The sequence below is a fragment of the uncultured Mesonia sp. genome, assembly GCA_947499595.1.
Classification (GTDB): Bacteria; Bacteroidota; Bacteroidia; order Flavobacteriales; family Flavobacteriaceae; genus Mesonia; species Mesonia sediminis.
Genome location: CANMOY010000002.1, coordinates 90,778 through 104,288, shown reverse-complemented (window position 1 = coordinate 104,288; position 13,511 = coordinate 90,778). Strand labels below are relative to the sequence as shown.

The 13,511-nt window shown below is 36.6% G+C and carries 14 protein-coding genes; 10 read left to right on the top strand and 4 right to left on the bottom strand.

Annotation, left to right across the window (positions count from 1 at the left end; genetic code table 11):
• Positions 1-16 precede the first annotated feature (16 nt).
• The 3 genes from ACH2AZ_RS02655 to ACH2AZ_RS02645 are packed head-to-tail and all read right to left on the bottom strand — an operon-like array spanning position 17 to position 2,632.
• A complete protein-coding gene (locus ACH2AZ_RS02655; protein WP_394906526.1) occupies positions 17-748 on the bottom strand; it encodes a metallophosphoesterase family protein in 732 nt (243 codons plus the stop codon).
• A complete protein-coding gene (locus ACH2AZ_RS02650) occupies positions 745-1,884 on the bottom strand; it encodes a DUF5929 domain-containing protein (RefSeq protein WP_394906525.1) in 1,140 nt (379 codons plus the stop codon). The genes ACH2AZ_RS02655 and ACH2AZ_RS02650 overlap by 4 nt, the downstream gene beginning before the upstream one ends.
• The gene (locus tag ACH2AZ_RS02645) at positions 1,877-2,632 is read right to left on the bottom strand and encodes an SDR family NAD(P)-dependent oxidoreductase (protein WP_394906524.1); all 756 of its coding nucleotides are present in this window, start codon (positions 2,630-2,632) and stop codon (positions 1,877-1,879) included. Before ACH2AZ_RS02645 ends, ACH2AZ_RS02650 begins: the two co-directional genes overlap by 8 nt.
• Positions 2,633-2,862: 230 nt before the next feature.
• Here ACH2AZ_RS02645 and ACH2AZ_RS02640 point away from each other — a divergent pair, with 230 nt between their 5' ends.
• The 9 genes from ACH2AZ_RS02640 (at position 2,863) to can (ending at position 12,574) form a co-directional block, all read left to right on the top strand.
• Complete coding sequence (locus tag ACH2AZ_RS02640) at positions 2,863-3,867, top strand: AAA family ATPase (RefSeq protein ID WP_394906523.1); 1,005 nt, start codon at positions 2,863-2,865, stop codon at positions 3,865-3,867.
• Positions 3,868-3,914: 47 nt separating this feature from the next.
• Positions 3,915-4,781 (top strand): DUF58 domain-containing protein, encoded by an 867-nt coding sequence (locus tag ACH2AZ_RS02635; RefSeq protein ID WP_394906522.1) that lies wholly within the window; start codon positions 3,915-3,917, stop codon positions 4,779-4,781.
• Position 4,782: 1 nt separating this feature from the next.
• Entirely contained in the window at positions 4,783-6,414 is a 1,632-nt protein-coding gene (locus tag ACH2AZ_RS02630) for a DUF4381 domain-containing protein (protein WP_394906521.1), read from the top strand.
• Positions 6,411-7,424, top strand: a complete 1,014-nt coding sequence (locus ACH2AZ_RS02625) for a VWA domain-containing protein (protein WP_394906520.1) — start codon at positions 6,411-6,413, stop codon at positions 7,422-7,424. Before ACH2AZ_RS02630 ends, ACH2AZ_RS02625 begins: the two co-directional genes overlap by 4 nt.
• Entirely contained in the window at positions 7,425-8,480 is a 1,056-nt protein-coding gene (locus ACH2AZ_RS02620; RefSeq protein ID WP_394906519.1) for a VWA domain-containing protein, read from the top strand.
• On the top strand, positions 8,449-9,330 hold the full coding sequence (locus ACH2AZ_RS02615) for a tetratricopeptide repeat protein (RefSeq protein WP_394906518.1): 882 nt from the start codon (positions 8,449-8,451) through the stop codon (positions 9,328-9,330). Before ACH2AZ_RS02620 ends, ACH2AZ_RS02615 begins: the two co-directional genes overlap by 32 nt.
• Positions 9,331-11,094 carry a BatD family protein gene (locus ACH2AZ_RS02610; protein ID WP_394906517.1) on the top strand — a complete coding sequence of 588 codons (1,764 nt, stop codon included), beginning with the start codon at positions 9,331-9,333 and terminating at the stop codon, positions 11,092-11,094.
• A gap of 2 nt (positions 11,095-11,096) precedes the next feature.
• A complete protein-coding gene (locus ACH2AZ_RS02605; RefSeq protein ID WP_394906516.1) occupies positions 11,097-11,855 on the top strand; it encodes a tetratricopeptide repeat protein in 759 nt (252 codons plus the stop codon).
• Between the two features lie 80 nt (positions 11,856-11,935).
• Entirely contained in the window at positions 11,936-12,574 is a 639-nt protein-coding gene (gene can, locus ACH2AZ_RS02600; RefSeq protein WP_379047419.1) for a carbonate dehydratase, read from the top strand.
• Positions 12,575-12,579: 5 nt separating this feature from the next.
• Here can and ACH2AZ_RS02595 read toward each other — a convergent pair whose 3' ends face one another.
• Positions 12,580-13,074: a CvpA family protein gene (locus ACH2AZ_RS02595; protein WP_394906515.1), complete on the bottom strand. Its 495-nt coding sequence runs from the start codon at positions 13,072-13,074 to the stop codon at positions 12,580-12,582.
• A gap of 69 nt (positions 13,075-13,143) precedes the next feature.
• Here ACH2AZ_RS02595 and ACH2AZ_RS02590 point away from each other — a divergent pair, with 69 nt between their 5' ends.
• On the top strand, positions 13,144-13,500 hold the full coding sequence (locus tag ACH2AZ_RS02590; protein WP_394906765.1) for a hypothetical protein: 357 nt from the start codon (positions 13,144-13,146) through the stop codon (positions 13,498-13,500).
• Positions 13,501-13,511: the final 11 nt, after the last annotated feature.

The window sequence follows — 13,511 nt, the reverse complement described above, 5'->3', positions numbered from 1 at the left end:
TTCTAGCAAATATACATTAATTTCTGCCTTTTTCGTCTTTATAGATTTGGTAAACGGGCTCACTTTGATACACTTCTTTAGTGTTTATTTCGATCATGGAGAGTTTACCTTTAAATGCGGCACCGGTATCTACATTTATTACATTGGCGGCTTGGTGAGGTTTCTCTTTATTAATCCGGGTAACCGGTGTATGCCCAATATAAATTTCTTTAAAAAGCTTTAATCTTTTGGGGTAGTAAATATGATCTTGAGGTAAATTAGGATCGAGCGATAAAGCGGTTTCCCAAAGAGTTCTGTCCCAATAGCACATATAAGCTTCGTACTCATTATAAGGCCCATGCATATTGGTGAAACCAGCGTGCAAAAATAAAATCTCCTCGTTTAAGATATAGTAATTTTTCATGCGTTCATAAAAAGCAATATGTGTACTGATTTCCTTTTCGGAAAGCTCGGCATATGATTTTATGGTAGATTCACCCCCGTGTTGTAACCATTGATTGTTCATTTCTTGAGTGATAAGCCATTGGTGAACCAAATCGTCATGGTTACCTCGAATAAAAACACAGGGCTGCTTTTTTTCTAGTTCGATTAAATAACTAACTACATGGGCAGAATCGCTCCAGCCATCTACATAATCGCCCAAAAATATTAGTAAGTCATCTGGGGTGATAGCTGCTTTTTTTAAAATTTGTTGAAGTGCTTTTAAGCCGCCATGAATATCTCCTATGGCAAAAATTCGTTGACTCATGTGTTACTGTAATTTACTTTTCTTAAAATGCGCATGCTGTCTTTGTATCGCGCATAAATATCGGGATAATTTTCTTTTAAAAGGAGTCTTATCGCTTCCAATTGATCAATGGCCTGGGGTAAATGATTAAAATAGCACAAAAGAGCGGTGACGGGTAAACGCTTTAAGTTTTCTTGCTCGGTTAAAGTTAATTTATCTTGTGCTTTAATTTTCTTTATCAAAACATATTGACTATTTAAAATATGAATTAAATTAGATTGGTCGTATTGCGGTGGTTCAAAAAGCATTTTACGGTTTATGGTATAGGTCATATTGGGAGAAAAGACAATATGCACTTCTTCAAGAGGGTAGTAACGATAATTTTTATTAAGACCTAGATGAACAAACTCGGTTATTTTAAAGCCTTGCTCACTATGCGCTATGGTTACTTCATCTAAATCAGAATAAAACAACTTTACCTGTTCGTTGATAAGTTCGATATTCACTCTAGAGTAAAATGTACCGCGGTTATTTACCTTTTTCTTTCCTGCCCAGCACAACACAAAGTACTCTCTAAATACCAAATAATTAGGGTTGTATAAATTGTTGCTTTCATAAAAATCAAAAACACCATCTAGCGTGAGTTTAATGTTGTTTTGTGCTTGTTTCTCAATACTTTCTAATACGTCTTTATTGTCTACAATGCTCTTAATTTCATGTTGTGGCTTACTAATGCTGCCTTCTCGTATAAAAACACTTGTCTTTTTATATTTCCAAATAGTTCGTTTAAAAGAACAAACTTTATCTTTTTGAGCTTTAATGCTTATCAACCCAATAACTTTTCCACGTTTAAGGTGAGCAAAAGGAATGTTTTCATAAATCACAAAGGGCGGATGCTTGAGATAAGCGTTGATGAGGTTTTGTATTTTACTATCGTCATAAAAATCTACACCTACCAATTGGTTGTTTTGGTCATCTACCCCTACCACAATATAGCTTGTATTATGCGGGTTAGCATTTGCCATGGCACAAATATGCTTTAGCAATTTAGCTTTACCCTCGCGCTGATTAAGATTTAGTTTTAATTTTTTGTCATAAAAGCTATTCTCAGAGCTATGGGCCAATAAGTTTTTTATGAGTAAGCGTTTATTAATCATGTTTATGAATAATAGTCGAGCTCGCTTGAGCGCTTGGCATTACTACCAATTCGGTAATATTAACATGTTCGGGTTGTTGTAGCATATATAAAATAGTACGGGCTATGTCCTCAGCTTCTAGGGCTTTGTATCCTGTATATACTTGTTTTGCCCTTTCGGTATCATTTTTAAATCGCACTTCGCTAAAGTTAGTGGCTACCAATCCGGGGTGCACGGCTCCCACTTTAACTCCTGTACCGTTCAAATCTAAACGCATGCCGTGATTTAGCGCATCTACCGCGTGCTTACTGGCACAATACACATTTCCTTTTGGGTAGACTTCCTTGGCTGCGGTAGATCCTACGTTGATAATATGCCCCGATTTTCTCTCAACCATTTGAGGTAATACCGCTTGGGTTACATAAAGTAAACCTTTAACATTTATATCAAGCATAGCATCCCAATCCTCAGGATCGCCATCTTGCAAAAAATCTAAACCGTGTGCATTTCCAGCATTGTTTATTAAAATATCTATATTAGAAAAACGCTTCGGAAGTTGCTTTACGGATGCATTTACGGCTTCACGGTTACGTACATCAAAAATTAATACATGCGTTTTACAACCGGTTAATTCTTTTTGCAATTTTATCAAGGCTTCATGATTTCGTCCACATAAAATTAAACGAGCATATTCTTTGCTTAAGCAAATGGCTGTGGCTCTACCAATACCACTAGAGGCACCTGTGATGAGTACTGTTTTGTCTTGCATATTTTAATTTTTATTAAAGTTAGCCGAATTTTTAAAAACAAAAGTTAATTCGGCTTTAAAAATGTAGATTACTGCAACAACCGCTATTATTTTTCGTCTAAGTAATAAAGCCCTAAACGGTATGCGAAATCATAAGGCTTTTAACCAATTCTTAACAAGGATTCATGAATAATTTTATGATTTTGCGATGTTATTTAAAAAGCTAATTTTACGATTTAAAATAATAAAATATGGAGCAAGAAAATCAAACAATAGATATAGCGAGCATCAATGAAAAAATAGAACGCGAAAGTGCTTTTGTGAGTGTTTTAATGGCCGAGATGGATAAGGTTATAGTTGGCCAGAAGCATATGGTAGAGCGTCTGCTTATTGGATTGTTAGGTCAAGGCCATATTTTATTAGAGGGGGTACCCGGATTGGCAAAAACCCTAGCCATAAATACCTTGTCTAAGGCAATTCAAGCCAGTTTTAGTCGTATACAATTTACACCAGATTTACTACCGGCAGATGTAATAGGTACCATGATTTATAATATGAAGATCAATGATTTTAGCATAAAAAAGGGTCCCATATTTGCCAATTTTGTTTTAGCCGATGAGATTAACCGTGCACCAGCAAAAGTGCAGTCTGCCCTGCTTGAGGCGATGCAAGAAAAACAAGTTACCATTGGCGATGAGACTTTTATACTTGATAAGCCTTTCTTGGTTATGGCCACTCAAAACCCAGTTGAGCAAGAAGGTACTTATCCGCTTCCCGAAGCTCAAGTTGACCGTTTTATGCTAAAAACGGTTATAGACTATCCGAGTCTTGAAGATGAGCAAAAAGTGGTACGCGCTAATCTAAAAGGTAGTTTTGCAAAGGTAAATCCGGTAATTAGCACTCAGCAAATTTTACAGGCCCAGCAAACGGTACGCGAGGTGTATATGGATGAAAAAATTGAAAAATACATTCTAGACATTATTTTCGCTACTCGTTATCCAGAAAAATATAAGTTAGATAGCCTTAAACCGCTTATTTCATTTGGTGCCTCTCCAAGGGGGAGTATTAACTTGGCAACCGCAGCCAAATGTTACGCTTTTATTAAGCGCCGTGGTTATGTGATTCCCGAGGATGTTCGGGCGGTTGTCCTCGACGTGTTGCGACACCGAATAGGTATAACCTATGAAGCTGAAGCCGAAAATATTACCTCTGAAGATATTATTCATAAAATTGTGAATGTTATTGAAGTACCTTAAATCGTAGCGGTAGGCAGAAGAGGTATTGTGTGAGCTGAATTTATTGTATGGAAACAAAGGAATTACTAAAAAAAGTTAGAAAAATTGAAATTAAAACTCGCCGGCTGAGTAATCATCTCTTTGGCGGGGAATACCACTCTGCTTTTAAAGGCAGGGGAATGACTTTTAGCGAGGTAAGGCAATATCAATTTGGAGATGATGTAAGGGCTATAGATTGGAATGTAACAGCCCGTTACAATGAACCTTTTGTAAAGGTCTTTGAAGAAGAGCGCGAACTTACTATGATGCTAGCGGTTGATGTTTCTTCTTCGGCAAACTTTGGTACACGAGCCGCATTTAAACGCGATATACTAACAGAAATTGCGGCTACCTTGGCCTTTTCGGCTACCCAAAACAATGATAAAATAGGATTATTGCTCTTTACAGATAAGGTTGAGTTGTATATTCCGCCCAAAAAAGGACGCTCACATGTATTGCGTATCATTCGGGAATTAATAGAATTTGAACCCCAGAATAACCAAACAGATATCAATCAGGCTTTACAGTATTTACAAAATATGTTACGTAAAAGCGCTATTCTTTTCATCTTATCGGATTTTATGAGCGATAGCTACGAAAAACCGCTAAAAATATTAAGCAAGAAGCACGATGTAACGGGAATCCGAGTGTACGACGAACGTGAATCTGAAATGCCAAATGTAGGTTTGGTGCAAATGCAAGATGCCGAAACCAATAATATAAAACTGGTGAATACAGGTTCTGCTAGAGTACGAAAATCCTACAAGGCGCATTACCTTAAACAAGTAGATTATTTTAAAAAAGCATTTAAAGCAAGTGGGGCTGGTGTTTTACAAACACGCGTAGACGAGAGTTATGTGAGAAAATTGTTGGGTTATTTTAAACAGAGAGGCTAATATGGGTAATTATAAAGCATTCAGTTTTTTTAATAGTAAGGCTTTGTTCATTCTTGCGCTTAGTCTATTTTGTGTTAACCATGACTCCGTCGCGCAAGAAATCCGCGCAAGCTTAGATACCAATCAAATAAAAATTGGCGAGCAAATTAATTATAAAATCGAAGTGGTTGCCGATAGCTCTGCCCAAATTAAATTCACAGAAGGCCAAAGTTTTTTACCTCTAGAGATGGTAGAAACTAGCTTAGACACTTTAAAAACAAAAGAGAAATTAAAATTTATAAAAAATTATACTATTACTTCTTTTGATGCTGGTGAATATATGTTGCCAGGCCAGACGGTGAGCATTAATAACTATAATTTTTACACCGATTCTTCAGCTGTTAAGGTCTTGGACGTTGAGGTAGATACTACCAAACAAAAACTATATCCGGTTAAAGAATCCGTTTACTATGAACCCCCATTATCTTTTAACTATTGGATTCTTGTAGGTACTTTAGTACTGGTTTTGATATTGCTAGTTTTAGCTATTTATTTACGGAAGAAAAAAAGTAGTCAAAAAGCCAAATTACCGCCTTTTGAGCAAGCTTTGTTGAGATTAAAAGAACTCGACCAGCAAGATTTGTTAGCTCAAGGAGAAGAAAAAAGATTTTACACGGTCTTAACCGAAGCATTAAAGGGATATGTAGACGAAGAGATCGATGCGCGAGCTTTAGAAAGTACCACTTCAGAGTTTATCGCCTTATTAAAAGCCAAAAAAAACCAAGGTAAATTGCTGCTCGAAAATGAGCTAATAGATGAATTTGAGCTTTTTCTAAAGCGAGCAGATCTAGTAAAGTTTGCCGGATTTAAACAAGGTAAGCTAGCCGCTAAAGAAGATCGAAAAAGAATAGAAAAATATTTACAAGATTTAAAGACTGCTATACCAGCGCCTACCTTAGAAGAACTCCAACAAGACGAAGCCTACCTTGCAGCCCAAAGAAAGAAACAGAAAAAAAGAAAGATAATTTATGCAGGTATAATTGTTTTGGGTGTGGCGATTGCCAGCGGAGCTGCGTTTACGGCCTTTAAAGACACCGATTTTGTACGCGAGCTGTTGGTTTATGACGCTAATAAAGAGCTTCTTAACCAAGAATGGATCAGCAGTAATTACGGATACCCTGAAGTTAAGATCATCACGCCTCAGGTGCTCATCCGTAGACTCCAGGACCAAATCAACAAGACAGACGTACCTCAAGGCGGAAGCGTAGAAGAGTTTTATTATGGAACTATGAGCGCACCTTACCATATTGTAGTACGTACCATGGTTTATCCTGAAAAAACTCAATTCAACCTGGATCAAAGCATTGCTGCTATTCAAAAGGATTTAGAAAAAATAGGCGCTAAAAATATTCTTGTAAAAGATGAAGATTTCACAACTATAGATGGCATAAAGGGCAAAAAAGTTTTTGGGAGCTTTAGCTATTTACCAGAAGAGAAGGAGCAAACGATAAGAAAAAGCTATCAGATTTTAAATTTTGGTTATCAAGGAGCTTTCCAACAAATTATATTAATTTATCCAGACCAAGATAGCTATGCACAGGAGATTACCTCGCGCATTGTTAATTCTGTTGAATTAAATACGGCCAAAAAATGATTACAGCATTAAACGATATTACATTTGAGCACCCACAGTGGTTTTGGCTATTTTTGATTTTCCCGTTTATAATGGCTTGGCAATTTTACACCTATAACAAGCAAAATGCAACGGTGAAACTATCGAGCCTATCTGGATTTTCGGGCGATCAAGGTTGGCTTTCAAAACTCAAACCAATTTTAATGGTTTTTAGACTCCTGGCTATAGCTTTATTAATCACGGCCATGGCTCGACCACGTACAGTTGATGTTTCTACCCAGACCAATACTACCCAAGGAGTTGATATTGTAATGGCCATAGATGTTTCGGCCAGTATGTTGGCAAGAGATTTAAAACCAAATCGCTTGGAAGCTTTAAAAGAAGTAGCTTCAGATTTTGTTCAAGCGCGACCAACAGATCGAATTGGACTTGTGGTTTATGCCGGTGAGAGTTTTACCAAAACCCCTATTACTAGTGATAAACGCATTGTGCTCAATGCCCTCAATGATATTGAATACAACACGCTAATAGAAAGCGGAACCGCAATTGGTATGGGATTGGCTACCTCGGTTAACCGATTAAAAGATAGTGAAGCAAAAAGCAAAGTAATTATACTTTTAACCGATGGGGTAAATAACGCTGGCTTTATAGACCCAAAAATAGCTACCGAGTTAGCTTTGGAGTACGATATAAAAACCTATACCATAGGCCTAGGTAGTAACGGTATGGCTCTTGGGCCGGTATCAATTGACCGTCAAGGTAATTTTAATTACGGTCGCGTGCCTGTTGAAATCGATGAAACCTTGCTAAAGGAGATTGCTAATAAAACAGGTGGGCAGTACTTTAGAGCAACAGATAATGATAAACTCGAAAAAATTTATGAAGAAATAAATAAGTTAGAAACAACAGAGATAGAAGAGTTTAAGTTTTACAATTACGACGAAAAGTACCGTGTTTTGGTGCTTATAGCGGCTTTCTTATTGCTGTTAGAAGTATTGATTAAGAATACCTTATTAAGAAGCTTTGTGTAAATGTTTGTATTAGAAGAGAAAATATATTTTTGGTTATTGGCATTAATCCCCATTCTTATAATGGTTTTTTTGCTCAATCTGTGGTGGCGTAAACGCAAGCAAAATCTATTTGCCGAAAAACAATTTCTGCAAAAATTAAGTCCAGATAAAAGTGTAATAAAACCTACTATAAAATTAATATTGTGGTGTTTTATTTTTGGCGCCATTGCCTTCGCCTTAGTCAATCTTAAAATAGGATCAAAAACCGAAACCATAAAAAGAGAAGGAGTAGATATAGTTTTTGCCATGGACGTTTCAAAATCCATGTTGGCCGAAGATATAGCACCCAACCGATTGGATAAAAGCAAGCAAATTGTAAACCAAATCATCAACAGCTTGGCCAGTGATCGTATTGGGATTATTGCTTACGCCGGGAGCGCTTTCCCACAATTGCCTATAACCACAGATTATAGTTCGGCTAAGTTGTTTTTACAGGCCTTAAACACCAATATGGTCTCTAGCCAAGGAACCGCTATTGGGGAGGCTATACAATTGGCTCAAAGCTATTATCCAGAAAACAGTAAAACCAGTAAGGTATTAATTATTTTAAGCGATGGGGAAAACCACGACCATCAAATATCTGAAATTCTCGCAGATGCTAAAGAAAATGAATTAACGGTTATTACCATTGGAGTGGGGACGCTTAAAGGAAGCACTATCCCTATAAAAGAGAACGGTAGAGTAAAGCAATATAAAAAAGATAAGAATGGTGAAACGGTTATTACACGTCTAGATCCTAGTACTTTAAAACAAATTGCGTCAGCTACAAATGGCACATACATTGATGGTACAAGTACTCAAGAAGTGATAAACCAAGTGAGTGAAGCCTTGAGTAAAATTGAAAAAACAGAATTTGAAACCAAGCAATACGCCAGTTACAAAGATCAATTTCAATGGTTTGTAGGCCTAGCGCTACTTTTGGTTATCCTTGAGCTTTTGGTGTTCGATAAAAAAACAGCTTGGGTGAAACGTTTAAATTTGTTTAATGACAAAGAAAATAGGCATGGTAATAAATAAAGTATATTTTAGCTTATTGCTTTTATTCCTTTTCGGGTTTGTATCCGTCCAAGGACAAGAACGCTTATCTGAAAATCAAAAACAAGCCCAGTCTTATCTTTCTGAAGCGCAGCAAGCCATTGAAGAAGAAGATTTCCCTGCAGCCGAAGCCGCTTATCGCAAAGCCATTGCCAAAGATCCAGATCTGGCCGAAGCACGATATAATATAGGGAATCTGTATTCTAATAATTCAAAACCAAAAGAAGCCAGTACGCGCTTTTTTGAAGCAGGTCAAAAAGCCAGTGCAAAAAATTTAAAGCATAAAGCATTTCATAACCAAGGCAATATGTTTATGAGTCAAAAAAATTATGCTGCTGCAGTCGAGGCCTATAAGCAAGCTTTACGCAATAACCCTAACGATGACCAAACCCGATATAACTTAGCTTTGGCTAAAAAAATGCAAGAAAAAGAGCAACAGAACCAAGACAATCAAGACGATCAAGACAACCAGGATAAAAAAGATAATCAAGAGAATAAGGATAATCAGAGTAAAGATAATCAAGATCAAAACAACCAAAACAATCAAAACAGTCAAGATCAGGACGATTCTAAGAATAAAGACAAGCCTCAAGACGAAGGAGATAAAAAACAAGATAGCCAACAACCCAAAGATCAAGAGCAGAAAGATGACCCGGCAAAGCCCAAAGAAGGCGATGGACAAAAAGAGCCACAGCCTAGCGAAGGAAAACTTTCTCCTCAGCAAATTAAAAACTTATTAGAGGCTATGGAGAATCAAGAAAAAGAAATTCAAGATAAAATAAATGCCAAAAAAGTAAAAGGTAAAAAAGTTCAAACAGATAAAGATTGGTAGATGAGAGCAAAATTAGTTTTATTTATATTTCAGTTCCTTTTTATATCGGTAGCTTGGTCTCAAGTTAAGTTTGAAGCCGAGGTAAGTAGAAATTCTTTAGGCCTTAACGAGCGTTTACGAGTAGATTTTGTCATGAATCAAGAGGGTGATAATTTCAAACCACCAGCTTTTAAGAATTTTACCGTAGTAGGGGGGCCGTACCAATCAATCAGCAACAGCTATATCAATGGTAAGCGCAGCTTTAAAAAGTCGTATGGTTATTATTTAGAACCTAACAGCCGTGGGAAATTAGAAATCGGTCAAGCCGAAGTTTTAATAAACGGGCAAACCTATAAAACTTCGCCAGTAACCATAACTGTTTCGGCAGCAGTAGATCAGCCTAACCAAGAAAATACCGCCAACAAACGCGCTAGTCAAGGCATACACTTGGTTACGCGCATATCTAATGAGCAACCCTACCTAAATGAAGGTATAAGTGTAGAATATGTACTGTATATCAGTCCGTCGGTAAATATTAGCAATTGGCGACCAATTGACAACCCTAAATTTGCCGATTTTTGGAGTCAGAATATAGATATTAAACGTTTAGAAGTAAAAGAGGGGACTTATTTAGGAGAGCCATATCGTTATGTAACTTTAAGGAAAACCGTTCTTTATCCTCAAAAGACAGGAGATTTAAGCATTGAACCGCTCACTTTATCGCTTTCTGTAGACGTTCTATCTGATCGAAGAGATTTTTTTGGTAGAAGGTTATATGAGACCATTGATCAGCGTGTATCGGCCAAGACCAGAACGATTAAAGTTAAGCCGCTTCCTACAGAAAATAGACCGACTAATTTTAACGGAGCCGTGGGCGATTTTAAATTTAATGTTTTAGTAAATAAGAAAAATCTGCAAGTAGGCGAGTCTCTAGAGGCGAAAGTGCAAGTATCCGGTAGTGGTAATTTAAAACTTTTTCAACTGCCTAAACTAGTGACTCCTTCTTCCTTAGAGGTTTATGAACCAGAGCATATTGAGGAAGTGAGAACAACTCAAAACGGAATGCAAGGTAAAATCTTTGATAATTATACTTTGGTGCCACAAACAAAAGGTAAATATCCTATTCCAGCGCTTTCTTTTTCGTATTTTGATCCGCAACAGCGCACCTATAAAACTTTGACTGCCCAAGAAACTTTAATCGAAGTAGAAGGCGGAGTTGGAATGACATCACAAACATCGGTAACAACCAATCAAAATATAGGGTTTCAAAAAAATAACATTACCCAAAGCCGAGAGCCTTTTCGATTTCTTAAATTAAATCCAGCTTTTCAAGAGGCAAATGCTAATCGCTTCTTTAGATCTTTAGGGTATTGGTTGCTATTTCTAACGCCATTTTATATTTTACCTTTACTGGTTTTTCTTAAAAAGAAAAGAGCCAACTCTAGCCTTAACGCTGGCGAAGGAAACGCAAGTAAATTGGTGAGGAAGTATTTAAATGAAGCACACCAGCATAAAAAGCGTCCTGATTCTTTTTATGTTCATCTAGAACGAGCGCTTTACGGATTTATAAGAACAAAATTAAAGATTGCCAATAGCGATTTAAACAAGGAAAAAGTGATTCAAGTGCTAGAGCAGCATAAGGTAGAGGATAAAATTATTGAACAATTTATAACCTTGCTTAAAAATTGTGAAATGGCACGTTATACTCCGTTAGCTCAGGCTAATGTTGATCACGATTTTGAAGAGGCAAAACGCATTGTTACCCACTTGGATAAAAAATTATAATTATGAAGAGGTTCTTAAGTATTTTGGTATGGGTGATTGGCTTTAGTTATATTGGTTTGGCTCAAGAGCCTACAGCGCTTTTTAAACAAGCGGCAACCGCTTACAGCCAAGAAGATTACAAACAAGCTATAAAATTGTATGAATCTATTTTAGATCAGGAAATAGAATCGGTGAGTGTATATTACAATTTGGCTAATGCCCATTATAAACTAGAAAATGTAGCCGAGAGTATTTATTACTATGAAAAAGCTTTGCAATTGGCTCCTAATGATCAAGACGTTCTACATAATTTAGAATATGCAGAGCAGATGCGAATTGATGTTATTCAGGAAGCCGATTTAACTGGAATGGAAAAAATAAAGCAAAGAACTATAAATAAGTTCTCGCTTTCCTTCTGGGCTTGGCTAAGTATAATTTCGGCATTGCTGGTAGTTTTGTGTGGAGTGTTTTATTTTTTTAACAGCAAAAGTAGTGTGAAGCGTCTAAGTTTTAGTTTTGGTGTTCCCTTTGTATTGGTAAGCTTAATTCTATTTTGGTTTGCGCACTTGCGGTATGCGGAAATAAGTGATAATGAATATGCGGTTATTTTTGCCGAAAAAACCGCTTTGCTTGCAGAGCCAAATAAGAATTCGGCCTCGAGTATTCAGCTACACGCGGGGACAAAGGTTAAGGTGCTGGATTCTTTTAATTCTTATGTAAAAATTGAATTACCCAATGATCAACAGGGTTGGCTTTCTCAAGAAGATTTAAAAAATCTTTGATTTGTTTTCGAGAAAGTTAAATAGATGAAGCTAATAATTTTATACTTTCGTTAAAAATAATTAGCTAATAATAAACCTCCATGGGAAAGGCCTATTACAAAAAGATATTAGAAAACAATAAGAAGTGGGTTGAACAAAAACTAACCGAAGATAAGGACTTTTTCAAAAGACTAGAAAACGGACAGCAACCACCTCTGCTTTGGATAGGTTGTGCCGATAGCCGTGTACCAGCCAACCAAATTATTGGAGCTCAACCCGGTGAGGTTTTTGTACATAGAAATATTGCCAATGTAGTGGTGCATACCGATATGAATATGCTAAGCGTTTTAGATTACTCGGTTAATGCGTTAAAAATAGAACACATTATTGTTTGTGGGCACTACGGTTGCGGAGGGGTAAAAGCAGCGATGCAGAACAACTCAATTGGTTTAATTGATAATTGGATCAGACACATCAAAGATGTTTATAGAATGCATAAGAAGCAGCTTGAAAGTATTACAGATTTTCAAGAACGCTGGGATACTTTTGTAGAATTAAACGTAAAAGAGCAAGTAACCGATTTAGCCGAAACTTCAATTGTGCAAAATGCCTGGAAGAACGGACAACAACTAACGCTACACGGTTGGGCTTATGGGGTAGGCACTGGTATAGTTAAAGATCTTGATGTAAACCTAAGTAGTAATAACGACTTAGATGAAATCTATAGACTTAATTTTTAAATGGTCTAATCAGCATCTATCACCCAAGTGGCTAAATCTGGTAAAATAGCAGGAGCCAACATTTTTATTTTAGGGTAAAGCACACTTTGCTTTGCATCAAACAAAATTTTTTCATTAGGTAGCACGGCTTGATTGAAAAAATATATTATAGCACTTAGAATAAATGCGGCTTTCAAAAGTCCAAAAATTCCGCCAAGTATACGATTTAGCAAACCTAGTGCTAATGCACTCGCAAACTTAGTAAGCAGTTTACCAACCAAAAGAATACCCACAGCAATAAGTAAAAAAGTAGCGGCATATGCCAACCACTGGCAATATGCAGGCGATAAGTTAAATTGCTCTTCGATAAAGGTATAGGCAAAATGACTAAAATAAACAGCGCCATAAAGCCCTAAAATTAATGCAGCTAATGCGGCTAATTCTCTAATAAAGCCCTTCATCAAACCACGAATAAGACCAAAACCTAAAAATAGGATTAAAATGATGTCTATAATTTCCATAAATCAAATATAAAAAAATGAATCAGATACCAGTGATTAAAAGTGTTCACATCTTATTATCTTTGCGGTATGGTAAATGATGAAATTTTAAAAGAGCGTTGGCAACAATTACAAAAACAATTGGCTGCCCAATTTGGTGATGGGGAAACCCTAGAACTTGATGCTATTATTTATCTAGTAGGAGTTCAAGAATTAGGGCAACTGCATAGAAGATTTAAGAAAGATCACAAGATAGATTTAATGCACATTGCTATTTGCAGGCTTTTAGAGCCCTATGGTTTTTATGCTTTTGATTATATTGATGAAGAGGGATGGCCGCATTATACGGCACTCGAAAGTTTGCCCCATTTAAAGCCTGGAGAACAAAGTCTAATGATGAAAGAGGCGCTGGTTAATTATTTTTTAGAAAAGGAGTACATACGTTAAACCTTGGGTTT